Source organism: Zoogloea sp. JDB1, assembly GCF_056724025.1.
In genome coordinates this window covers 581,217-602,562 of record NZ_CM161496.1, presented here as the reverse complement: position 1 = coordinate 602,562, position 21,346 = coordinate 581,217, and the positions used below count along the sequence as shown (strand labels likewise).

At 63.3% G+C, this 21,346-nt stretch carries 12 protein-coding genes and 1 CRISPR repeat array (1 of these 13 running past the window's edge); of the genes, 2 read left to right on the top strand and 10 right to left on the bottom strand.

What is annotated here, in order from left to right; translation table 11 throughout:
- Positions 1-3,886: a CRISPR direct-repeat array (repeat unit 28 nt; unit sequence TTTCTGAGCTGCCTATTCGGCAGTGAAG); it reaches 4,017 nt to the left of the window's first position.
- A 131-nt stretch (positions 3,887-4,017) separates the two neighbouring features.
- The 10 genes from cas6f to AC1PPK_RS02655 all read right to left on the bottom strand — a co-directional run bounded on the left by cas6f (position 4,018) and on the right by AC1PPK_RS02655 (position 19,350).
- Complete coding sequence (gene cas6f, locus AC1PPK_RS02700; protein WP_481116311.1) at positions 4,018-4,581, bottom strand: type I-F CRISPR-associated endoribonuclease Cas6/Csy4; 564 nt, start codon at positions 4,579-4,581, stop codon at positions 4,018-4,020.
- An 11-nt stretch (positions 4,582-4,592) separates the two neighbouring features.
- Positions 4,593-5,651 carry a type I-F CRISPR-associated protein Csy3 gene (gene csy3 / locus AC1PPK_RS02695; protein ID WP_481116310.1) on the bottom strand — a complete coding sequence of 353 codons (1,059 nt, stop codon included), beginning with the start codon at positions 5,649-5,651 and terminating at the stop codon, positions 4,593-4,595.
- Between the two features lie 2 nt (positions 5,652-5,653).
- Positions 5,654-6,709, bottom strand: a complete 1,056-nt coding sequence (gene csy2 / locus AC1PPK_RS02690; protein WP_481116309.1) for a type I-F CRISPR-associated protein Csy2 — start codon at positions 6,707-6,709, stop codon at positions 5,654-5,656.
- Entirely contained in the window at positions 6,702-8,012 is a 1,311-nt protein-coding gene (csy1, locus tag AC1PPK_RS02685; protein WP_481116308.1) for a type I-F CRISPR-associated protein Csy1, read from the bottom strand. The genes csy2 and csy1 overlap by 8 nt, the downstream gene beginning before the upstream one ends.
- Before the next feature lie 277 nt (positions 8,013-8,289).
- Positions 8,290-11,646: a type I-F CRISPR-associated helicase Cas3f gene (gene cas3f, locus AC1PPK_RS02680; RefSeq protein WP_481116307.1), complete on the bottom strand. Its 3,357-nt coding sequence runs from the start codon at positions 11,644-11,646 to the stop codon at positions 8,290-8,292.
- Positions 11,643-12,620, bottom strand: coding sequence for a type I-F CRISPR-associated endonuclease Cas1f (gene cas1f, locus AC1PPK_RS02675; RefSeq protein ID WP_481116306.1), 978 nt, complete (start codon positions 12,618-12,620; stop codon positions 11,643-11,645). Before cas1f ends, cas3f begins: the two co-directional genes overlap by 4 nt.
- Before the next feature lie 313 nt (positions 12,621-12,933).
- Positions 12,934-13,515, bottom strand: coding sequence for a YkgJ family cysteine cluster protein (locus tag AC1PPK_RS02670; RefSeq protein WP_481116305.1), 582 nt, complete (start codon positions 13,513-13,515; stop codon positions 12,934-12,936).
- A gap of 72 nt (positions 13,516-13,587) precedes the next feature.
- Entirely contained in the window at positions 13,588-14,994 is a 1,407-nt protein-coding gene (locus AC1PPK_RS02665; RefSeq protein WP_481116304.1) for an efflux transporter outer membrane subunit, read from the bottom strand.
- Positions 14,991-18,119 carry an efflux RND transporter permease subunit gene (locus AC1PPK_RS02660; protein WP_481116303.1) on the bottom strand — a complete coding sequence of 1,043 codons (3,129 nt, stop codon included), beginning with the start codon at positions 18,117-18,119 and terminating at the stop codon, positions 14,991-14,993. Before AC1PPK_RS02660 ends, AC1PPK_RS02665 begins: the two co-directional genes overlap by 4 nt.
- Positions 18,120-18,132: 13 nt before the next feature.
- Complete coding sequence (locus AC1PPK_RS02655; RefSeq protein ID WP_481116302.1) at positions 18,133-19,350, bottom strand: efflux RND transporter periplasmic adaptor subunit; 1,218 nt, start codon at positions 19,348-19,350, stop codon at positions 18,133-18,135.
- A 107-nt stretch (positions 19,351-19,457) separates the two neighbouring features.
- Here AC1PPK_RS02655 and AC1PPK_RS02650 point away from each other — a divergent pair, with 107 nt between their 5' ends.
- Together AC1PPK_RS02650 and trmA are read left to right on the top strand one after the other, a co-directional pair.
- Positions 19,458-20,063 (top strand): TetR family transcriptional regulator, encoded by a 606-nt coding sequence (locus AC1PPK_RS02650; protein WP_481116301.1) that lies wholly within the window; start codon positions 19,458-19,460, stop codon positions 20,061-20,063.
- Between the two features lie 166 nt (positions 20,064-20,229).
- Positions 20,230-21,324, top strand: a complete 1,095-nt coding sequence (gene trmA / locus AC1PPK_RS02645) for a tRNA (uridine(54)-C5)-methyltransferase TrmA (protein WP_481116300.1) — start codon at positions 20,230-20,232, stop codon at positions 21,322-21,324.
- The last annotated feature ends 22 nt before the right edge of the window (positions 21,325-21,346 follow it).

Genomic DNA, 21,346 nt, shown 5'->3' with positions numbered 1-21,346 from the left:
CGTTCGATCTCTTTCTGAGCTGCCTATTCGGCAGTGAAGCTGGAAAGGGCTTTCGTATGCAGATTTACACGTTTCTGAGCTGCCTATTCGGCAGTGAAGGACGGGCCGTTTCGTGATATCGGCAAGCTGCTTTTCTGAGCTGCCTATTCGGCAGTGAAGTTGAGTACACCACCGCGATGAGGCCGTCCGGAGTTTCTGAGCTGCCTATTCGGCAGTGAAGGGAGGGAAGAGCCAGGCAGAGGCATATCGGTTTTTCTGAGCTGCCTATTCGGCAGTGAAGCTTGCCCGGGGCGTTGGCCGCAGCCGAGACGATTTCTGAGCTGCCTATTCGGCAGTGAAGTCGGCATCTTGTACGCCGTAATACTTGCTGTCTTTCTGAGCTGCCTATTCGGCAGTGAAGGGTGTTGGCCACGGCTTCGCGCCCATCGAACATTTCTGAGCTGCCTATTCGGCAGTGAAGCGAGGCCAATATGTTGGACATGGATTACTCCTTTTCTGAGCTGCCTATTCGGCAGTGAAGTGGTGGCAGGACGACTTTGCAACGACGTACCATTTCTGAGCTGCCTATTCGGCAGTGAAGACAGCAACGCCGAAGGCTTCGAGTCGATACCAATTTCTGAGCTGCCTATTCGGCAGTGAAGACCGACAAGCCGAAGAAGCGTGGCAAGGCAAATTTCTGAGCTGCCTATTCGGCAGTGAAGACCTCGTCGGCCACATTCAGGTTGAGGTTCTTTTTCTGAGCTGCCTATTCGGCAGTGAAGAGGAAACTCTTTTGCTTGGTGGATTCGGCGCGTTTCTGAGCTGCCTATTCGGCAGTGAAGGTCGGGCGGCACTTGCGCCCGGGCGTCGGTATTTTCTGAGCTGCCTATTCGGCAGTGAAGAACATATTCTAGATACACGGCGCAAGCCTTGATTTCTGAGCTGCCTATTCGGCAGTGAAGGCTGGCGTGGACCTGAAGGCCAGCACGGACAATTTCTGAGCTGCCTATTCGGCAGTGAAGCCCTGGCCTGCCCGCCTGCGCCAGGCGCCGCTTTTCTGAGCTGCCTATTCGGCAGTGAAGGTGACCGCATCCATGATGCTGTCGGCCTCGGCTTTCTGAGCTGCCTATTCGGCAGTGAAGAGAGAGGACCGTGCTGATGCCCCACAGCGTCTTTTCTGAGCTGCCTATTCGGCAGTGAAGTCCGTCCTCGATCAGCATCAGCGGCGGAACAGTTTCTGAGCTGCCTATTCGGCAGTGAAGATCAAATCAGCAATCAGCAAGATGGCCGAAGCTTTCTGAGCTGCCTATTCGGCAGTGAAGGACGCGGGCCGGCCGGTGGCGGCTGGTGTTGTTTTCTGAGCTGCCTATTCGGCAGTGAAGTCCGGGTGGTACAGGGCGCCTGTGATCTTGTCTTTCTGAGCTGCCTATTCGGCAGTGAAGGTGACGCGTACGGCAACAGCCAACAGCATCGGTTTCTGAGCTGCCTATTCGGCAGTGAAGTCGCCGAAGAGGTGGCGACGTGCGAGATGCACTTTCTGAGCTGCCTATTCGGCAGTGAAGTCCGGAAGTACGTGGGCGTGTCCTACGCGTCTTTTCTGAGCTGCCTATTCGGCAGTGAAGGCGCGTCATCGCGCGCAAGTGGGATCTGTTCGTTTCTGAGCTGCCTATTCGGCAGTGAAGCCTGTCGGGTCTTTGTTCCAGGCCCACTCGTTTTTCTGAGCTGCCTATTCGGCAGTGAAGGCGGGCCAACAGCTCGGAGTCGCTGATCTTCTTTTCTGAGCTGCCTATTCGGCAGTGAAGAGGCTGCGCGCCACGTAGGACCGGTCCTCGTTTTTCTGAGCTGCCTATTCGGCAGTGAAGTCTGTATCGGCCTTCGCGAGCGTCTAGGCCACTTTCTGAGCTGCCTATTCGGCAGTGAAGTTCGGGATCTTCACGACCACCGGCCATTCCACGTTTCTGAGCTGCCTATTCGGCAGTGAAGCAACCGCCGTGGGTCTGGCGCATGTTGTTATTTTTCTGAGCTGCCTATTCGGCAGTGAAGGGGCGAACTCGGTTTATTGCGATGCGGAGATTTTTCTGAGCTGCCTATTCGGCAGTGAAGACGGCCAGATGACCGACCCCAACGGCGTCGGCTTTCTGAGCTGCCTATTCGGCAGTGAAGATGCGACCAAGCCCGACACAAGTCAGCAATTTTTTCTGAGCTGCCTATTCGGCAGTGAAGAGTGAACTGCACCAGGTCGGCTTCGGCCGATGCTTTCTGAGCTGCCTATTCGGCAGTGAAGGACAGCCTGATGCGCGGCTTCGAGGCCGGCAATTTCTGAGCTGCCTATTCGGCAGTGAAGTGAAGATATTTGACGGAAGTCTCGGCCATCTTTTTCTGAGCTGCCTATTCGGCAGTGAAGCTGGCACAGAGCGAAGTCAGCAAACTCCTCGATTTCTGAGCTGCCTATTCGGCAGTGAAGACGTATGACGTGCTGGCGCCACTCTTCCCGAATTTCTGAGCTGCCTATTCGGCAGTGAAGTCGCCAGCATCACCATGCTGGGCGCGCTAAACTTTCTGAGCTGCCTATTCGGCAGTGAAGATGCCGGGCTTTTGGTTTTGGTCGGGATCTTATTTCTGAGCTGCCTATTCGGCAGTGAAGTTGTAGGCCTACAGATTTTGCGTGATGCGTCATTTCTGAGCTGCCTATTCGGCAGTGAAGGACACCCAGCTCGTCGGCGATCGACCCGTACTTTTCTGAGCTGCCTATTCGGCAGTGAAGAGACTGCGCGCCACGGAGGCCCGGTCCTCATTTTTCTGAGCTGCCTATTCGGCAGTGAAGATGGCGATGCTGTCGCTGAAGCCCAACGAGATGTTTCTGAGCTGCCTATTCGGCAGTGAAGCCGGGCCAAACCAATATTCAGATAATGGGTCATTTCTGAGCTGCCTATTCGGCAGTGAAGAAGCCGGACACCGAGACCATGGACCCCGTTAATTTCTGAGCTGCCTATTCGGCAGTGAAGTCGAGCCGGGCATCGGGCAGCTTGGCGCCGTATTTCTGAGCTGCCTATTCGGCAGTGAAGCCGAGCATGCCTTCGTGAAGCCGGATGCCGGTTTTCTGAGCTGCCTATTCGGCAGTGAAGCTCACGCTATCGCTGCGCGGCGTTTCTCATCATTTCTGAGCTGCCTATTCGGCAGTGAAGATGGCTTGGTCGTAAGTCATTCCCGAATATTATTTCTGAGCTGCCTATTCGGCAGTGAAGATGACAAGTTCCTCACTATCCCAAGGGCCAAGTTTCTGAGCTGCCTATTCGGCAGTGAAGGCGTCCTTGGTCTTGATGCCCAGTTCCTTGAATTTCTGAGCTGCCTATTCGGCAGTGAAGGAGGGCGAGGCCCCGGACGGGGCCGCGTACCATTTCTGAGCTGCCTATTCGGCAGTGAAGACCAGCACGCGCGCCGCGCACGAAGTGGACTGGTTTCTGAGCTGCCTATTCGGCAGTGAAGGTTATACATATCCCATGGTCGGAGAATACGCTGTTTCTGAGCTGCCTATTCGGCAGTGAAGGTTGATCGGCCGCCCAGGGCATCCGCCGCCCTTTTCTGAGCTGCCTATTCGGCAGTGAAGGTCTGTTAGACGGGAGTATCTCCGTACAGCAGTTTCTGAGCTGCCTATTCGGCAGTGAAGTATTTCCGGCTGATGTGCTCGGCGGCGACCTTTTTCTGAGCTGCCTATTCGGCAGTGAAGCTCCTGGTAGTGACGATGGGTTCGCGGCTGTATTTCTGAGCTGCCTATTCGGCAGTGAAGCGAGCAACCTTGGGCTGTGCGTGGTGGCGAAATTTCTGAGCTGCCTATTCGGCAGTGAAGTTGGGTGTGAGCAAGCTCGTCTCGGGCGTCATTTTCTGAGCTGCCTATTCGGCAGTGAAGTAGATGTTACCTCAGCCTTTGATCCTGATTTTTAAAGAAAAACCCGTTCGTTTGCCTCGTTACCCCTAAGACAAATGCCCTCCAGTAAGGCATTTAAAATCAATGGCTTGCTGGAGGGGGCAAAAAAAGGGTCAGAACCAGGGGATGGTTCCGTTGGTGCTGAGGCCGTAGGCGCTGAATACTCCAGGCTGGGCTTGCTCCTGCAGGGGCAGGTGTTCTACGAACAGTCGAAACTGCTGGCCGGTGCTTTGGCTCTTGAGCAGGACGAAGGGCAATGCAAGGGATTCGGCGGCGCTGTCCGGGATGGCTAGATGGGCATCGGTTTCCGAGATTCCCTTGCGGGCGATCAGGCGTCGGCGTAGCCGTTCTGGGCTGCTCTTGGCCTGCACGCGTCGCACGATGCGGTGGTATGCGCCAGCTGGAACCGGCGCGGGGCTGCCGATCTGAACGTGATCACGCATGCCTTGCATCCAGTTGCTGTCCATGAAGCGCTGTAATGCGTCCGCTTTGCCGTGCAGGCGCAGCCGGGTGCCGAGGCTGCGGGCGCCGTCCCCGACCTCAGGAAAGCTCACGCCAATGCTGCCCTCGCCAAAGTGTACGAGGCCCCGGTGAAACTTGCTGAATAGTGCGTTCATCAGTGTTGTGGCTGGAAACTCCGGGTCGGGCAGAAGACGGAGGTCAACAAAAGCATCCATTGGTGCCTCCGTCATTCTTTGTCGCTGTCGCCAAAGACGCCGCCACGGATGAAGATTGCCATGACGAAGTGCCGGTCGCCTTCTGAGGGTGCCTTGTCCTTCAGGACCCAGCCGTCGAGTAGCGAATAGAAGTCCGCCTTGGCCTTGGGTTGCCGATAGGCCTTGCCCTGGTTCGTCACCGAGCCGTAGGGCTCCACGGCAATAGGCCCCAGGGTTTCACCGTCTTCCACGGGATACCAGGTGTCTATGGTACGCAGGGCGTTGCCGATCTTCTGGCTGTGCATGGCGGCTACACGGTTCTTGCCGTCACCGACGGCGTAGAGGGTCTTGCTCTTTTGTCCTTTCTTGTCGCCCTTATCGAGAATCAACTCCTGGGACGGGTAGATCTCCTGCCCGTCGCCGACGCGTGCGTAGGCCACGACCTCAAGCAGTGTATGACCCTGGCCGGCAAGGCCTTGTTCGATGACAGCTGTCAGTTGGGTGATGGCGTCTTCCGCGCCATTCGGAACGCTGAAATCCCGCAGGCTGAAGTTCAGGGCGTCGAAGGACCATGCTTGCCGGACCTGGCCTTGATGCAGATGGCGGACTTCGACCAGGATCTGCTCGGCTCCGACCCGGTTGCGCCACAGGAAGCGGCCATTGGCCAGGTTGATCGCATAGCGGCGGGCCAACTCGCCAAAACCGGGGGCGTCCTTGTAGCTTTGCAGGGTGGTCTCCAGCTTGGCCTGGTAGGCGGCGTTGTTGCATGCGGCGGGAACGCCGGCGCCACCGAGTACCCGCAGGGTGAAGCGCTGGCGCAGGGTGTCCGCGTCGTTGGGCAGGGTTGCCACGTCCACGGTCTGAAGGTTTGGTGACTGGATCGAGGCGTCGAGCTTGGCCGGATCCTGATCCTTGGTCTTCAGACGGTTGGAGATGGTGCCGCGCACGGATTTCTCGTGGATACCCACGGCCGGCCACTGGGCGCCATTGGCGGCGTCATGCCAGCGTCCGGCGCTGAAGAGGCCGTCGGAAGGGTCGAGCTTGCGTTCGAAGGCGAGAACGGAGGCGGTGGAGAGTTCGGTCTTGGCCATGCTTAAGCTCCTTGAAGAGGATTGGATTCGGGGGCGTCGGGGACGGCAGGGGGCGTTTCGATCAGGTTGGCGTAGCGATTGACGCAGCGGTAGAGCCCGGCTTCGGGCTCGACGTCGCTATGCCACAGCAGTTGGTCGAGCTGGTTCAGGCGATGGGGACCGATCCACTGCCCGAGGGAGTACAGGCTTTCCACGAAGCGGAAGGGCGTCGTGTCGTCACGGGCACTGCCCACTTCTCCCGGCCCGTAGAGTTGGGAGATTCCGGCGTAACCGATGGGTAGCGGAACCAGCCAGCCAGGTCGCTTTTCCGTCAGCCATTCCACTTTGCCGTCATTGGCGAGGGCTCCGTCCGCCGGCTGCGCAGGGGTGTAGTTGAGACGCGTCAGATCGAGCAGGGCGTCGAGTGCGGTGTTTTGTGCGTCGGTTTGGCGTAGCGCATCCAGGCGTTCGCCCAGTAGGTCGGGCCGGTGGACCAGAGCGAAGCCCGGCAGAAGGCGCCGCCGCAAGCGTGCAAAGGTCTTGCGGCGGTTCTCCTCCACTGCAGGCCAGCTCATCCATTCGGGGCGGCTGCCTCGAGTGCCGGATGTGGGCAGTACGCTGCCGCCCGCGATCCGCATGTCCAGGGCCGCGTCGTATGCGGCGTCCGCAAACGCCTGCTCCTGCAGTGCTTCCTCGAAGTATCCCTGCACGCCGATGACCAGACTCACTTCGAGATGAGCACGGCCTTCTTCGACGATGGCTGCCGGCGTGCCCTCGGCGATGAACTTGCCCGCGTCGCGCTTCAGGTAAACCGGGTTGCGGGTCTGAGTGAAGACCCGGTGCTGGCGACGATTCGGCTGGAAGGTCTGGGCCTCGAAGGCATGGCAGACGATGCCCACTCCGCCGAAAGTCACATTGAATGCCGCGGCGAGGTGTCGTTCCAGTGCGTGGACGAAACCGAGGAACGCGGTTGGTGACGGAAAGCCCCAGGTCAGGGGGCTGGAGATGGCATTGGCGTTCTGGACCTTCAGGCGGGGCAGGACCAGCAGCCCGTCGGGCTGGGCGAAGGGGTCACTCATCATCGAATTCCTCGCGCAACAGTTGGAGTTCGCTGCCCAGAACGGCCTGCCAGGCGAGGGCCTCCGGGGCGCCGAATTGGGTCTGGTCAGTTTGCAGGCGGGCATTGAGCCAGTTGCCGAAGCGCAGGCAGACCTCGTCTTTCCAGTCCCCTTGCCGGCGATGGGCGGCAAAGTCCTCATCGTTCCGGCTGCGTACGGGGTCCAGCCAGCAGCGCTCGGCCAGGTTGAGCCGGCAGTCAGCGGAGGCAGACCAGCCGGGTTCCAGGTAACGCTGCAACTCGGCGGCAAAGTACAGGACCTCGCCGCACAGATCAGCGACCAGTTCGGCACGGGTTTGCCGGATGCGCAGATTGCTGTCGGCCTTCGCCACCCGCTTCAGAAAGTCGCGGAGGGCTTCGGTCAGACGGCGAACTTCCCGTCGCTGCTCGAAATAGCGGGAGAAGACCGTGTCGATTTTGAGGGGAGCGCGGAGGGCAGGCGACTCCCAGGTTGGGGGGAGGGACGCCAGCAAGTAGTTCTCACCCCGGCGTTCGCTGTTCAGCTGGCTGATGTTCTGCGGCTTCGAGCCCCCGAAGCTCTGGATGACCAGGTTGCGATAGTCGCGGCTGGTGCCGGAAAAGAGTTCCTTGTTTCGTCGGGCGTCCCGCGCGGCTTTGGCTTCGTCCGAAAAGCGGTCATCGTTGATGCGCTTGTAGACCGCATGGGCCAGCGATGAGGAAAACAGCGGCGCCAGCAGGTGATACGTGCCTTCTTGTACGGGCCAGTAGAGTTGTTTGGCGAGCTTATGGGAAGCAGGGGAGCCTTTCGGTTCCGGTAGCCCGGCAAAGGCTTCCATCAAAGCTGCGGCGGTCCCGGGGTCGGCAGACAGTGCTTCAGCGAAGGCCGGATCGTGTGCGATCGCCCGCTCCAGCAAGCTGCGCCCATCGACGGCAAGCCGGAGAAATTTATAGACATCGAGTGCCGCCGCATTGCCCACCACGTCGGCCGCCATGCTGTCGCCAAGCACGTGGGTGCCGACTTCTCCGTCTCCAGCGGCCGAATTGCCCCGGCTCGACAGGCTGGCGCCATCGGCCGACGGATGGGTGAATTTGATGGCATGCGTGACCTGCTGGATTTGTCCCACCCGCCGGGCGGCATCCGCGATCCAGGTGTCGAACTGGTGTTCGACCAGCAGCTTCTGCCGCGCGCCGTCATCGTCGGCTTTCAGCTTGTCCAGCTTGGGCTGGAGACGGCCTTGCAGAAACTCGGTGATGGCTTGTTTGATACGAGCGGGTTCGCTGATAGCAATCTGAGATAAGGCCATAGTGGGGGCTCCTTCCAAAGTCTGTTTGACCGGGCTGCAACATTCTTCTTAATTTTTTACCTAGTGATTACTAGTTGGTTAATGGATGACTATAACTCAGTGCTTTTCCGAGAGGCAAGGGGTTTGTCGAGCGAACACCCTTGCAAGAGTGAGTGTGATAATTCCGTCACTGCAGAGATGCAGCTCAGAAATAGTGGTTACTAGGTGGCAACTTCCTTTACTGCCGGATAGGCAGCATGTGGCGCTGAGGCCTTAGGCTTCAGCGCCATCTCTACAATCACCCAGCCCGGCTGAATCCCAGTGCCGGGTGGTATCGCCAGCGTTTGGGTTGGCGGCCAGGGAGGTCGACCGTGCCGAAGTGGCGGGCGCAATCAAGCGGGTCCATGCCGAGGTTTTCGGCCAGGGTTTGCAGCGCGCTCAGGTAGTCGGGTGTGGCCCAGCAGTCGATGCCGGTGCCGCTTCGCAAGTCGGCATCCGCGATAAGCTGGAGCAGGTTGGACTCCACCGGGAGTTCCTTGCCTGTCGGTTCCAGCCATGTGAACTCGGTGCGGTCGCCGTCTTCATCCGGTTTCAGGAAGAAGGTCTGATGCCCCTCGGGATCGGCGCGGAAGCGGGTCTTCTTCTGCAGTGCGCCGGAGAGGTGGGCACGGGTTGTCCACCACCAGTGGACCGGGAGTTGTCGTTGAGCAGTGTCTCTGGTGCCCAGCATGAGGTCGGCGAGGCGGGCGTGTTCGAGATCGACCAGGCTGCCCGATGCGTCGAGTGCTGCGCGGGCCTGGATACGGCTGCGGGCGTCGATGGTCTGCCATTGCTCGGGTGTGAGCAGCTCGCGCAGGGTGTGGGTCTTGAGGGGAAACTCCCGGCTTTCGAAGCCCGGCTGGCAGAACGTGGGGCCTGCGCCATCCTGCCTGAGACTTTTGAAGTTGCTGTCCAGCAGCAGGATGTTTGCGTGTTCGGGCGGGCAGTCGAAAGGGCGATGGCGTTTGACCCGGCCGGCCAGCTGGATGATGGAGCGCATGGACGACGGTTCGACGATGGCCCAGTCGTAGCAGTGGTCGCGGCCGACTTCCGCCACCGCGGTGGCCAGCACGATGAAGAGGTGATCGGTGGCGGCGCTACCGTCCAGCTTGTCGCGGATGCCAGCCAGGCTGAAGACCGCTTCGGGCTGATGCCGCTTGAGCGTGACGTCCAGTTCCCGCTCGATCTCGGCCCGGACCAGCATGGGATGGCGGGCGTGATAGACGCACAGGTGGATCTGGCAATCCGTGGGCGCGCCCAGTGCAAACAGGCCGCGGGCCACGTCGAACAGTGGGTCGATGTTGGCCATGCGGATGAGGCCGAAGCTCACCCGCTTGCCGGTGGCAGCGTCACTGTCGTGATGGTGATGGTGGCGCGCCAGCGCTTCGTCGCGGAGGATGGCGGCGAGCTGCTGGGCGATTTCGGCCTGACGGCCAGCCGGGTCCAGCGCCTTAGTCGGGATCGCGGGTAGATCGAGGATGGCGCCGCGGCGGCGCACTTCCTTTGCGGCGGCCAGGCGGGCGATGCGCTTGCTGACAAAGGTCGTATGACTGCCCAGGAAACCCGTGCCATCTGGATCTTCCCCGTGGCTGCTGGTCGTGGCGCCGAATTCGTCGAACCAGGCGCAACATACGTCCGACCCGAGGCCGGGGCGTCCCCGGTGGCGCTGGAATTCGCGACGGCCGGCGCAGTAGGCGAGATACAGGCCCTGCACCAGCGCTGGCGGCAGGGTGGCCGACGACAGCAGAACCCGGCTGCCCAGCATGCCCGCCCAGTGGACCAGGCGCGTCAGCGCGGGCAGGTCCGCCACGTCGAAGTCGTCGGGCTCGTCGAGCACCAGGTCCGACGACATGAGACGCAGCATCGGCAGGATCTGGTGTCCGCCGCGGGTGCTCTCGCAGGCTGGCATCAGGTGGTCGACGGTGCACACGAGGACTGGCGCATTCAGCAGGCTGCCTGCCTGGGCACCTTGTCGGCCTTGCTGCAGCCAGCGTTTGAGCGGTCCATCTTCAAGGCTGCCTTCGTAGCGGACGTGGTTGTATTCCGGCAACAGCTCGCGGGCGGATTCGCTGCCGCCAGCGGCAAGGTCGCGGGAGCGGGCCTTGTAATACTCGTGCAGGGAACGGCTGGCCGCGCCGCCGACCAGTACGGCCAGATCTTCCGTGCCGAGGCGGAGGCGTTCCCGGTAGGCGTCCCCCGTCTGTAAGGTCAGGCTGCGCAGGCCGAGCGCCACGGTAAAGCGTGCCCCCAGCTGTGGGTCGGCCAGGCCGTACAGAATGCGGGCGTTGGCGAAGGTCTTGCCGCAGCCGGTGGAGGCGAGGTTGATCCCGAAGAAGCCGTGTTCAGCCGACTTGTCGCGCAGGCTTTCTGCCAGATCGAAAGCGGCGTTCTGCCAGCGGAAGGCGCCGGCACTGCGCCCCCGGAAGCCCTTGTGGCGGGCGATGCGCGGAAGACTGCGCTCCATCCTCGGTAGGCTGTGCATGAGCCGGCTGGCATTGACGCCGACGCCGATCAGATGCTCGTCGAGGCGCTGGTTGAGACGGGGCGGGGCGCCTTCCTCGCGCAGGGTGTTGGCGTAGAGGGGCTTGCTGCCCCGGCGGAGCGGGTCTCCATAGCGGGCGTGGCTTGGCTGGGAGGAGTAGTAATGGTCGGCCAGCATCAGGGCCAGCCGTGCCAGATGCATGACATAGGGGCTGGCCAGGCTTGCTTCGGCACCGGCATCCAGCAAGGTGGGCCGTTTGAGGATGGCGCTAGCGGTTTTCCCAACGTGTTCCCGCCAATGGCGGCTGTCGAAGGGCAGGGCCTTGAAGCGCCAGCAGGCGGCCTGCAACTTGGCGTCGGTGTCGTCGAGCCGGCTGCCGCACCAGCCATGCGCGATGCCGCCCGGCAGCGCGTTTAGGCCCTGGGGTTTGAGCAGCCGTTCTTGATCGTTGTCGATGACGGGCGTGGGCAGGCGATGGTGGCTGACGATCAGCCAGCCGACCATCCGGGCCAGGGGCAACTTCAGGGTGGCGAAGGGCCCCATCGGACTGCCTTGGCCGTCTTTCAGGAGCGTCGCCAGAATCTGAGCCGATTCTTTACCGTCCAGGTCGATCAGACGTTGCAGCCACGCCCGGTCGCTGCTGCAGTCCTTGCCGACAAAGGCTTCGAACAGGCGGAGGGACACCCATTCATGGCGAAACGGGTCGGCGATGGGCAGACCGCTGGCGAGTTTGTCCTGGAAGGCCTGGTTGGCCTTGCCCAGATCGTGGAACAGGGCCGCCAGGCGGGCCAGCAGGCGGATGTCCTCGCCAGAATGCCAGTCGTTCTCGTCGTGGCTGCGCAGGATGTTGCGTTTGGTTGCGTTGGTCGGCACCGCGCCCTGGGCGTTGAACTGACGGGCATCGCCAACGACCCACAGCAATTCGCTGTGATCCTTGCCGCGTATCCAGTGGCAGGCCACGGCGGTGTTCTTGCGGGCGGTCTTACGCAGCAGGCGATACAGGGTGTCGAGGCCGGCCTGGGTGATGGGCGTCTGCCAGGTGCGCTCTCCCCGGCGTTCGGCGAACTGGTCGATGATCCGCCGGGTTTCGAGGAGCGCATTCTTGGTGCACTGGGAGATCAGCAGGACGTTCATTGCGCCCGCCGGCCCAGGTCGAGGGCAATGGACTTCACGGTGTCGATCATGAAGTCCAGCGCTTCGGCTTGAACCAGACGGGTCACGCAGGCGTCCCGGAAACCTTGCTCGTCATCGCCCCGCATCGCCGAGACGAAGGCCTGGGGCAGGATCAGGGCGTCCTTGACGAGATCGGCGATGTCGAAGACGAGACCGCCGCGGCGGGTCTTGCCGTGCAGTACCGCGAGACCGTGGGGCAAGCCGAGCACCCAGGCGGCGGTGGCTCCGAGGCCGTAGGCCAAATAGTTGCCGTGATCGAGAAAGCGGTTGGCTGCGTCGGTACCGCCCCCATTCTTGGCCCGGACAAAATCACCGTAATCGGTGGCATCGCAGGCGAGTTTGAAGAGCTTCTTGGTGAGGCGTGCTTCCTCGGTCAGCAGGGCCGTGTTGTCAGGGGCCAGATCGATCTGCGCGCGGGATGCATCCAGGGCCGAGCGCAATCGGTCCGCGGGCAATGTGAAACCGTTGTCCGTCAGCTGACGGTTATCGATCCAGTAGTCCGCGATGAGGCCCAGGCGGGCGCGCTGGATTGCGCGGGCCGCGTCCAGGCGCAGGGCATCGTCAAACCAGAAGCGCACCCAGTGCTGCAGGTATTCCGTCGGGCGATATTCGCTTTGCGGCGAAAACCAGGCGACCTCGATATCCATCTCGTTGGCACTGTAGAGGGGCGTGCCCCCGCCGCCCGAAAATCCAACCATCACGCCGGCCTTGGCCAACTCCCGCATGGCGGCCTGGGTGATCGACGTGCCGGTGCCGAGAAGCAGCACGGTGGTATTGGCGATGGGGATATTCCAGTAGAGGGACTGGTCGCCCTCGTCGGTCACATATTCGACCCGGCCTCCATTCACCAGTACCCGGCAATGCCGGAGGTAATACAGGTTGGCCCGCTTGGAATGGAGAATCGTCTTGAGGTCGGACGGCGTGAACTGATCCATAAAGGTGGTCCTTGACTTTATGGTGAGCTGCGATCAGCGGCAGGGCCGTGCAGCAATGCAGTTGTCAGTGCCTTCGGGATACGAGGGTGATATGGAGGGAAGGTTTGAGCCGACGTGGGAAGTGTGCGTTGAATCTGTCCGGTTCTGCGCATAAGGCCATGCTCCAGAAATGTTCTGGTCAGCATGACGGCAGGCTCTCCGCTATGCAGCGAACTGCATCACTTTCCGTATGGCCCGGTATTGCGAAGGGATAGGAGCATCTTCAGGAGTCCGTTGGATCGGACTGCGCGGAAATATCCTTTTCTGGCCAGCCTCAGCACGGGCCTTCGTTATCCGAATCGTCCCTCCACTCCCTGAACCACTCCGTCAGCCCCCGGCTCTCGCCGAACGCGGTGAGTTGCCGGTCCACCGCGTCGTGGTTGCCCCACACGACGTTGTCGAGCGCACCGTCCGTGGCGCGGGTTTCGATGTCCTTGCAATACAGCCCCTTGTCCCGTTGCACGTAGAAGCCGTAGGTCCGGCAGGCCACCGGGCGGTGGGCGTAGACGAGGCAGGCGTCGGTGGCCGGGTCGAGCAGCGGGCAGGTGACGGGGCGCGGCGGGTGGTCGCCGAGGGCGGCGATTGCGGTGGTGATGCCTTGCTGGCGCTCGGCTGGCAGGGCGGCGAGGCCTTCCTTCAGCAGGGTCCATTCGGCGGCGGTGAGTTGTGGGACGTCGGCGAGGCGTCGGCAGCAGGTGGCACAGCCTTTGGCGCACAGCCAGTCGGGGTGGTCGGCCCGGATGCCGGCGATGCGGGTGTCGATGTCGGTGTGAAGCTGGACGAGGGCGGGGCGGTCGGCGGACATGGGCTGGGCTGAGCGGGTGTCGGTGGCGGTGGCGGGACGCCATTCTGGCATGCGTCCCGTCGGCCAACAAAAAGGCCAGGGCGCGGGCCCTGGCCTTTCCGTCGTGCGGCTTGGTGCTGGCGGTCAGCCAGCCTTCCAGCCGCCGCCGAGGGCCTTGAAGAGGTCCACCGTCGAGCTGAGGCGGGCCTGGCGGTTCTGCACCCAGGCCAGCGTGGCGTCGTTGGCGGTGCGCTGGGCGACCAGTACGTCGAGGTAGGCCGAATAGCCGTGCTCGTAGCGGGTCTGGGCCAGCTGCAGGGCGCGCCGGGCGGCTTCCATCGCCTTTGTGTAGGCATCTTCGGCTTCGCCGTTCTGGCGCACGCTGACCAGTGCGTCGTTCACTTCGCGGAAGGCGGTCTGCACTGCCTTGCGATAGCTTTCGAGGCTCTGCTTCTGCTGGGCGGTGACCTGATCCACCTGGGCGCGCAGGCGGCCACCCTCGAAGATCGGCTGGGTCAGGCCGGCACCGAAGGACCACACGGAGGCCGGCGCATCGAACAGCTTGGAGAGGTCCGAGCTTTCGCGGCCGAAGCTGCCGGTGAGGGTGATGCTTGGGAACAGGGCGGCCTTGGCGACGCCGATCTTGGCGTTGGCAGCGATCAGCGTGGCTTCGGCCTGCTGCACGTCGGGCCGGGCTTCGAGCAGGCTCGACGGCAGGCCGGCCGGCGGCACCGGTGGCAGCGGCAGGCTGCGCAGATCGCCGGATGCGACCTTCAGGCCGGGTTGGCCGACCAGCAGGTCGAGCAGGTTCTCGGCGAGGGCGCGGCTCTTGTCGAGCTGCACCAGCGTGGCCGTGTAGCTGGCCAGCGCGCCTTCGGCCTGTTCCACGTCGAGGCGGGAGGCGATGCCGCCGGTGAAGCGGTTGCGGGTGAGTTCGGTGCTGCGCTGCTGGGCGGCGAGGGAGTCGCGGGTGACCAGCAGCTGGGCATCGATGGCGCGCAGGTTGAGGTAGGCCTGCACCACCGAGGCGGCCAGGCTGAGCGATACGGTGTCGCTGGCGTAGCGCGTGCCGAGGGCTTGAGCGCGGGCGGCTTCGGAGGCGCGGCGCAGCTTGCCCCACACGTCCAGCTCGAAGGAAGTGGACAGGCCGAGCTTGTTGACCGTGCGGGTCAGGTTCTGGGCTGGGTGGGTGTTGGGCAGTACGGTGCGGCTGCGGGTGCTCGACGCGTTGCCGTCCACCTGGGGCAGCAGCGCGGCGTCCACCTGGGCCAGCACCGCGTCGGCCTCCTCGATGCGGGCGGCAGCGAGGCGGGCGTCAGGGCTGCTGGCCAGGGCCTGCTTGACCAGCTCGTCGAGCTGGCTGTCGCCGAACAGGGTCCACCAGTTGCTGGCTACGCTGGGGCTCTGGGCCACCGGCGCGGCGGCGGTGTAGGCCTCGGGCAGCGCGACGGCGGCATCGGGGCGCACGTAGTCGGGGCCGAGGGCGCAGCCGCCGAGGGCGAGGGCCAGCGCCAGCAGGGGCGGCAGGCCGGTCAGTCGGGGGCGGTTCATGGCTTCACCTCGTCATGGGTGGAGTGGTTCTTCGGCAGGTCACCGGCCGGGTGGCGGACCTTGCCGCGGCTGAGCCACTTGAAGAACAGGGGAATGAAGATCGTCGCGATGAAGGTCGCGGCGAGCATGCCGCCGACCACGCCGGTACCCATCGAACGGCGCGCGCCGGCGCCGGCCCCGGAGGAGATGGCCAGCGGCAGCACGCCGAGCACGAAGGCCAGCGAGGTCATCACGATCGGGCGGAAGCGCAGGCGCGCCGCCTCGATGGCCGCATCGACGATCTTCATGCCTTCGGCTTGTTTCTGGGCGGCGAACTCGACGATCAGGATCGCGTTCTTGGCCGCCAGGCCGACGAGTACAACCAGGCCGATCTGGAAGTAGATGTCGTTGGGCATGTTGCGGATCATTACTGCAATCAGCGCGCCGAACATCGCGAAGGGCACCGCCATGATCACAGCCAGCGGCAGCGACCACTTCTCGTATTGGGCGGCGAGGATCAGGAACACCATGATGATGCCGAACACGAAGGCGATGATCGAGGCCGTGCCGGTGCGCTTCTCCTGGAAGGCCTGGCCGACCCATTCTGCACGGTAGCCTTCGGGCAGGGCGGCCTGCGCCACTTCCTCCACAGCCTTGATGGCGTCGCCGGAGCTGTAGCCGGGAGCGGAGTTGCCGAGCACCTTGGCGGCGACGAAGCCATTGAAGCGCTCCACCATCTCGGGGCCGGTGATGGTCTTGACGGTGGCCACCGCCGACAAGGGCACCATGGCTCCGCTCGTGCTGCGCACATAAGGCTTGAGCAGGTCGTCCGGCTTCATGCGGTAAGCGGCATCTGCCGACACCTGGACCTTGAAGGTCTTGCCGCTGCGGTTGAAGTCGTTGACGTACAAGGTACCCGTGCTGGCCTGCAGCGTGGCATAGATGGAATCGAGCGGAAGGCCCATTGCCAGCGCCTTCGGTTCGTCCACCTCCACATACAGTTGCGGCGCGGAGACGCGGAAGAAGGTGTTGATGCCGGTCAGCTCGGGACGCTTCTTGAGGGCTTCCACAAATTGGGCGCTGACGGCTGCCAGCGTACGTGGGTCGCCGTCGGCACGGTTCTGCACGTACACCTCGAAGCCGCCGGCGGTGCCGAGGCCCTGGATCGGCGGCGGGTTGAAGACCAGGCCCAGGCCGTCGGACAGGCTCATGCCGATGCCCATGAACTTGCCGACCATGTCGGTGGTGCTTGCCTGGCGCTGATCCCAAGGCTTGAAGACGATGAAGGTCGTCGCCACGCTGGCGCGGTTGTTACCCGTGATGAAGTCGGCCCCGTTGATGAAGAAGATGTTCTCGATGTCGTCGGACATGATGCGCTGGCGCATCTGTTCGGCGGTCACGCCGGTGCGCTGCGCCGAGGCGCCGTCGGTCAGCGTCACGAAGCCGAACAGATAGCCCTGGTCCTCGGCCGGCACGAAGCTGCCCGGTACTGTGCGCAGCAGGCCGGCGGCGGCCAGAATGGTCAGGCCGAACACCAGGGCACCAATGACGCCATGGCGCAGGGTCAGGCCGACAGTGTTGGTGTAGCTGCGGGTGAAGCGCTCGAACAGCCGGTTGAAGGGGCGGAACAGCGGCTTCTCCTCGTGGGTCGGTTTGAGCAGCAGCGCACACAAGGCCGGCGTGAGGGTCAGCGCGACGATGCCCGAGATCACCACCGCGACTGCGACTGTCACCGCGAACTGCTGGTAGAGCTTGCCGGCGATGCCGCCAAGGAAGGCTACCGGGATGAACACCGCGCACAGCACCAGCACGATGGCCACCACCGCACCGGACACCTCGCGCATCGCCTCGATGGCGGCATCCTTCGGTGAGAGCTTCTGCTCGCTCATCAGGCGCTCGACGTTCTCCAGCACGACGATCGCATCGTCCACGACGATGCCGATGGCCAGCACCAGCGCAAAGAGCGTCAGGGTGTTGATGGAGAAACCGAACAGCCACATGCCGGCGAAGGTGCCGATCAGCGACACCGGCACCGCCACGATCGGGATCAAGGTGGCGCGCCAGTTCTGCAGGAACAGATAGACCACGCCGATCACCAGGATGGCGGCTTCGATCAGGGTGTGCACCACCTCCTTGGCGGATTCCTGGATGAAGCGGGTGGTGTCATAAGGCACGAAATACTCGACGCCCTTGGGGAAGCGCTTCTGCATCTCGTCCAGGCGTGCCCGCACGGCCTTGGCCGTTTCCAGCGCGTTGGCGCCGGATTGCAGGTAGATGCCCATGCCGGATACCGGCGCGCCATTCACCTTGGCATTGCGGTCGTAGTTGTCGGCACCCAGTTCGAGGCGTGCGACGTCCTTCAAGCGTACCGTGCCATTGGGGCCGCTGGCGCTGAGCACGATATTGCCGAACTCCTCTGGCGTCAGCAGGCGGCCCTTGGCGGATACGGTGTAGGTCAGTTGCTGGCCGTTTACCACCGGTTCGGCGCCGATCTTGCCGGCTGCGTTCTGGGTGTTCTGCACCTTGATCGCGTTGGCCACGTCGGTGGTGGTGACGCCGAGCTTGGCCATCACGTCGGGCTTCAGCCACACCCGCATCGCGTACAGCGGGTCGAACTGCTGGGCATCGCCGACGCCGGGGATGCGGCGGATTTCCTCGATGACGTTGATGGCGACGTAGTTGGCCAGATACAGGGCGTCGTAGCTGTTGTCGGGAGAGCGCAGGGCCGCAAACATCAGGATGTTGTTGGAGCGCTTCTGCACCAGCACGCCGGTGCGCCGCACGTCGTCCGGCAGGCGCGGCTCGGCCACCTTGACGCGGTTATTGACCGCGATCAGCGCGGTGTCCGGGTTGGTGCCGACCTCGAAGGTGGCGGTGATGCTGACCGTGCCGTTCGAGGTGCTCTGGGAGTTGTAGTACAGCAGGCCTTCGACACCCGACAGCTGCTCCTCGATCGGGGCGGCGACGGTGCGCGACAGGGTCTCGGCGTTGGCGCCGGGGAAGGTGGCGGAGATGATCACCGTCGGCGGTGTGATCTCCGGGTACTGGGCGACCGGCAGTGTGAGCGAGGCCATGAGGCCGGCGATCACGATGACGATCGAGATGACCGATGCGAAGATCGGACGGCTGATGAAGAAACGCGACATGGACCGTGCCCCCTCAACCCTTGGCCGGCGTAGCTGCCGGTGCAGCGGCAGGGGAGGCGCCCGGCTTGCCGGCGGCGCCGGGGCCTTCGCCTGGCGCGTGGGGGGCGACGGGGGCGCCCGGACGGACTTTGATCAGGTTGTCGATGATGACCTTGTCGCCGGCCTTCAGGCCGCCCAGGATGATCCAATCATTGCCGCTCCAGGCACCGGTCTGCACGGGGCGCGGCTCGACCTTGTTGTCGGCGCCGACGAGCATCACGACGGCACCCTTGTCGGTCTGCACCACCGCGTTCTGCGGTACCTTGAAGACGCCGTCCCGTTCGCCGGTGAGCAGGCGCGCACGCACGAACTGGCCGGGTAGCAGGCTGCCGTCCGGGTTGGGGAACTCGCCGCGCAATTGCAGCGTGCCGAGGCCGGGGTTGATCTGGCTGGCCGCGAAGTTGAGCTTGCCGCGAACCGGGTAGGTGCTGCCATCGGGCAGCACCAACTCGACGCCGCGCACCGCCTGGGGCTTGAAGCGTCCGCCGGGCATCGCCGCGTTGAGTTCGTTCTCCGCCACCGAGAAGCGCACCCACATCGGGTTCACCTGAACCACCGTGGTGAGCAGCCCGCCGGTGCTGATCAGGTTGCCTTCAGACACCGCGGCGCGGCCGGTGATGCCGGACACCGGCGCGGTGACCGACGACCAGGTGAGGTTCAGTTCGGCCTGGCGCAGCGCCGCGTCGGCAGCCTGGACGGCGGCGCGAGCTGCTGCGTCGTCGGAGGCGGCGGTGTCGTATTCGCGCTGGCTGATCGCTTGCTGGGCGAGCAGGGCCTTCAGGCGGGCCGCCTCGCGGGCGGTCTGTTCGAGACGGGCCTTGTTCTGGGCGAGTTGGGCCTTGGCCTGGGCAACCGCCACGTCGAGAGGCTCGCGGTCGATCTGGAACAGCGGTTGGCCGGCCTTCACGGCAGTGCCTTCTTCATAGATGCGCTTGGTCAGGATGCCGCCGACCCGGGCGCGCACCTCGACTTCCTTCGATCCCTCGGTCTGTGCCACCGCTTCGACGCTGGTCTCGATGCGGGTCGGCTGCACCGCCAGCACCGTCACCGGCAGGGCCTGGCCGGCACCCGGCGGTGGGCCGGCCTGCTGGTCCTTGCTCGTACAGGCGCCCAGCAGCAGGACTGTGGCAACGAGGGTGGGCAGGGTCGCGCGGCGCGCGAACGTACAGGAAGCGGTCGGGGTGGCGTTCATGGATGAATTCCGGGGGCTGGATTTTTGGTCTTGATTGTGAAAAGTTTATACAATCACGGATGTATGTAAATAGCGCCGCGTCTCATTTCAGATATCGGATAACCCGAATGGTTCGTAAGACAAAAGAAGAAGCGGAGCTCACCCGACGCCATATCCTCGACGCTGCCCGACGCGTTTTTCTTGAGTGTGGTGTGGCGCGGACCACCCTCGAGAAGGTTGCGGCTGCAGCCGGGGTGACGCGTGGTGCAGTCTATTGGCATTTTAGGAACAAGACGGATCTTTTCTTTGCCATGCGCGAGCAGGCCATCCTGCCTTTCGTGGACCGGATGATCTTCGACGAGGCTGATGTTGATCCGCTGCAGGGCATCGAGCGTGCGCTGGGCGAGATGATCCATATCATGGAAGACGAGCCGGAGACGCGGGAGACCATCGAGATCCTGAGTTTCAAGTGCGAGTACGTGGACGAGTTCAGTGGTCTGCGCCAGCGCACGCAGGGCCAACTGGAGTTCCTGGCCGGCCTCACTGCTGCCTACCAGCGTGCCGCGGCGAAGGGCCTGCTGCGGGCCGGTCTCGATCCGACGATCGTCGCCCAGGATACCTTCGTGTTCGTCGGTGGGCTCATCAAGCACTGGCTGTGCAGCGAGCCGGACGAGTGCTTCCGGGCCGGTGCGTTGGCACTGATCTGCACCCATATTGCGCTACGCCGCGCCTGAAGCTTATCTACCCTGGATTCCTTGTTGCGCAAGGTCAGTGAGCCGTTGGCCGGCTGATCGCTCGGCTTGCTCGCTGACCCTACCTTGGGCAGGGGTACAGGCGTATAGTCCGTCCTCCGCTACCGGCCGGCCCATGGCCGGGGCGTATTGGACGTGCCCGAACACCATGCCCTTGCCCAGTTTCAACCCCGCTGACTACGAATCCCAGCTGGCCGCCAAGGTCGCGCGCTTCAAGCAGGATTTCGCGCCCTTCGGCCTGCCCGAGCCGGACGTGTTCCGCTCCGCGCCGCTGTACTACCGGCTGCGCGCCGAGTTCCGCATGTGGCACATGGGGCCGCGGGTGGATTACGCGATGTTCGACCCGGACGCACCCAAGGTGCCGGTGGTCATCGACGACTTCCCGCCGGCTTGTGAGCCCATCGCCCGTGCGATGCCGGTGCTGCGTGAGCACCTGATGGCCAGCGAGGCCCTCAAGCGCAAGATCTTCCAGGTGGACTTCCTCGCCACGCTGAGCGGCGAGCTGATGATCTGCCTGGTTTACCACCGCCCCCTCGACGAAGCCTGGGAAGCCGCCGCCCGCGAGCTGGCCGCCGATATGGGCGTGCAGGTGATCGGCCGCAGTCGCAAGCAGAAGATCGTCATCGGCCGCGACTGGCTGCTCGAATCCTTTGAACTGGACGGCCGCACGCTGCGCTACAAGCAGATCGAGGGCAGCTTCACGCAGCCCAACGGCGGCGTTAATCGCCAGATGCTCGGCTGGGCTTGCGCCCAGGCCCGCGGGCTGGGCGGCGACCTGCTGGAGCTGTACTGCGGAAACGGTAATTTCACGATCGCGCTGGCGCCCCATTTCGGCCGCGTGCTGGCCACCGAGGTCAGCAAGTCGTCGGTGCATGCCGCCCACTACAACCTCGAAGCCAATGCCATCAACACCGTGGCGATGGTGCGCATGTCCAGCGACGAGATCAGCGATGCACTGGCCGGCGGCCGCGAATACCGCCGCATGAAGGACGTGGACCTGGCGGGCTACAACTTCACCACGTTGTTCCTCGATCCGCCGCGTAGCGGTCTCGACGCGCCGACCGTCGAGCTGGCACGCGGCTTCGACAACATCCTGTACATCTCCTGCAACCCGGAGACCCTGCGCGACAATGTCGCCGCGCTGCAGGACAGTCACGCGATCGCCGCCGCCGCGGCCTTCGACCAGTTTCCCTACACGCACCACCTGGAGTGCGGCGTGCTGCTGAAGAAGCGCAGCGCCTGAACTCCATAACCGATACAGGAAA

Bases quoted from the DNA above. Each gene is read 5' to 3' on its own strand.
- cas6f (WP_481116311.1), bottom strand. From the start codon at position 4,581: ATGGATGCTTTTGTTGACCTCCGTCTTCTGCCCGACCCGGAGTTTCCA.
- csy3 (WP_481116310.1), bottom strand. From the start codon at position 5,651: ATGGCCAAGACCGAACTCTCCACCGCCTCCGTTCTCGCCTTCGAACGC.
- csy2 (WP_481116309.1), bottom strand. From the start codon at position 6,709: ATGAGTGACCCCTTCGCCCAGCCCGACGGGCTGCTGGTCCTGCCCCGC.
- csy1 (WP_481116308.1), bottom strand. From the start codon at position 8,012: ATGGCCTTATCTCAGATTGCTATCAGCGAACCCGCTCGTATCAAACAA.
- cas3f (WP_481116307.1), bottom strand. From the start codon at position 11,646: ATGAACGTCCTGCTGATCTCCCAGTGCACCAAGAATGCGCTCCTCGAA.
- cas1f (WP_481116306.1), bottom strand. From the start codon at position 12,620: ATGGATCAGTTCACGCCGTCCGACCTCAAGACGATTCTCCATTCCAAG.
- AC1PPK_RS02670 (WP_481116305.1), bottom strand. From the start codon at position 13,515: ATGCCAGAATGGCGTCCCGCCACCGCCACCGACACCCGCTCAGCCCAG.
- AC1PPK_RS02665 (WP_481116304.1), bottom strand. From the start codon at position 14,994: ATGAACCGCCCCCGACTGACCGGCCTGCCGCCCCTGCTGGCGCTGGCC.
- AC1PPK_RS02660 (WP_481116303.1), bottom strand. From the start codon at position 18,119: ATGTCGCGTTTCTTCATCAGCCGTCCGATCTTCGCATCGGTCATCTCG.
- AC1PPK_RS02655 (WP_481116302.1), bottom strand. From the start codon at position 19,350: ATGAACGCCACCCCGACCGCTTCCTGTACGTTCGCGCGCCGCGCGACC.
- AC1PPK_RS02650 (WP_481116301.1), top strand. From the start codon at position 19,458: ATGGTTCGTAAGACAAAAGAAGAAGCGGAGCTCACCCGACGCCATATC.
- trmA (WP_481116300.1), top strand. From the start codon at position 20,230: ATGCCCTTGCCCAGTTTCAACCCCGCTGACTACGAATCCCAGCTGGCC.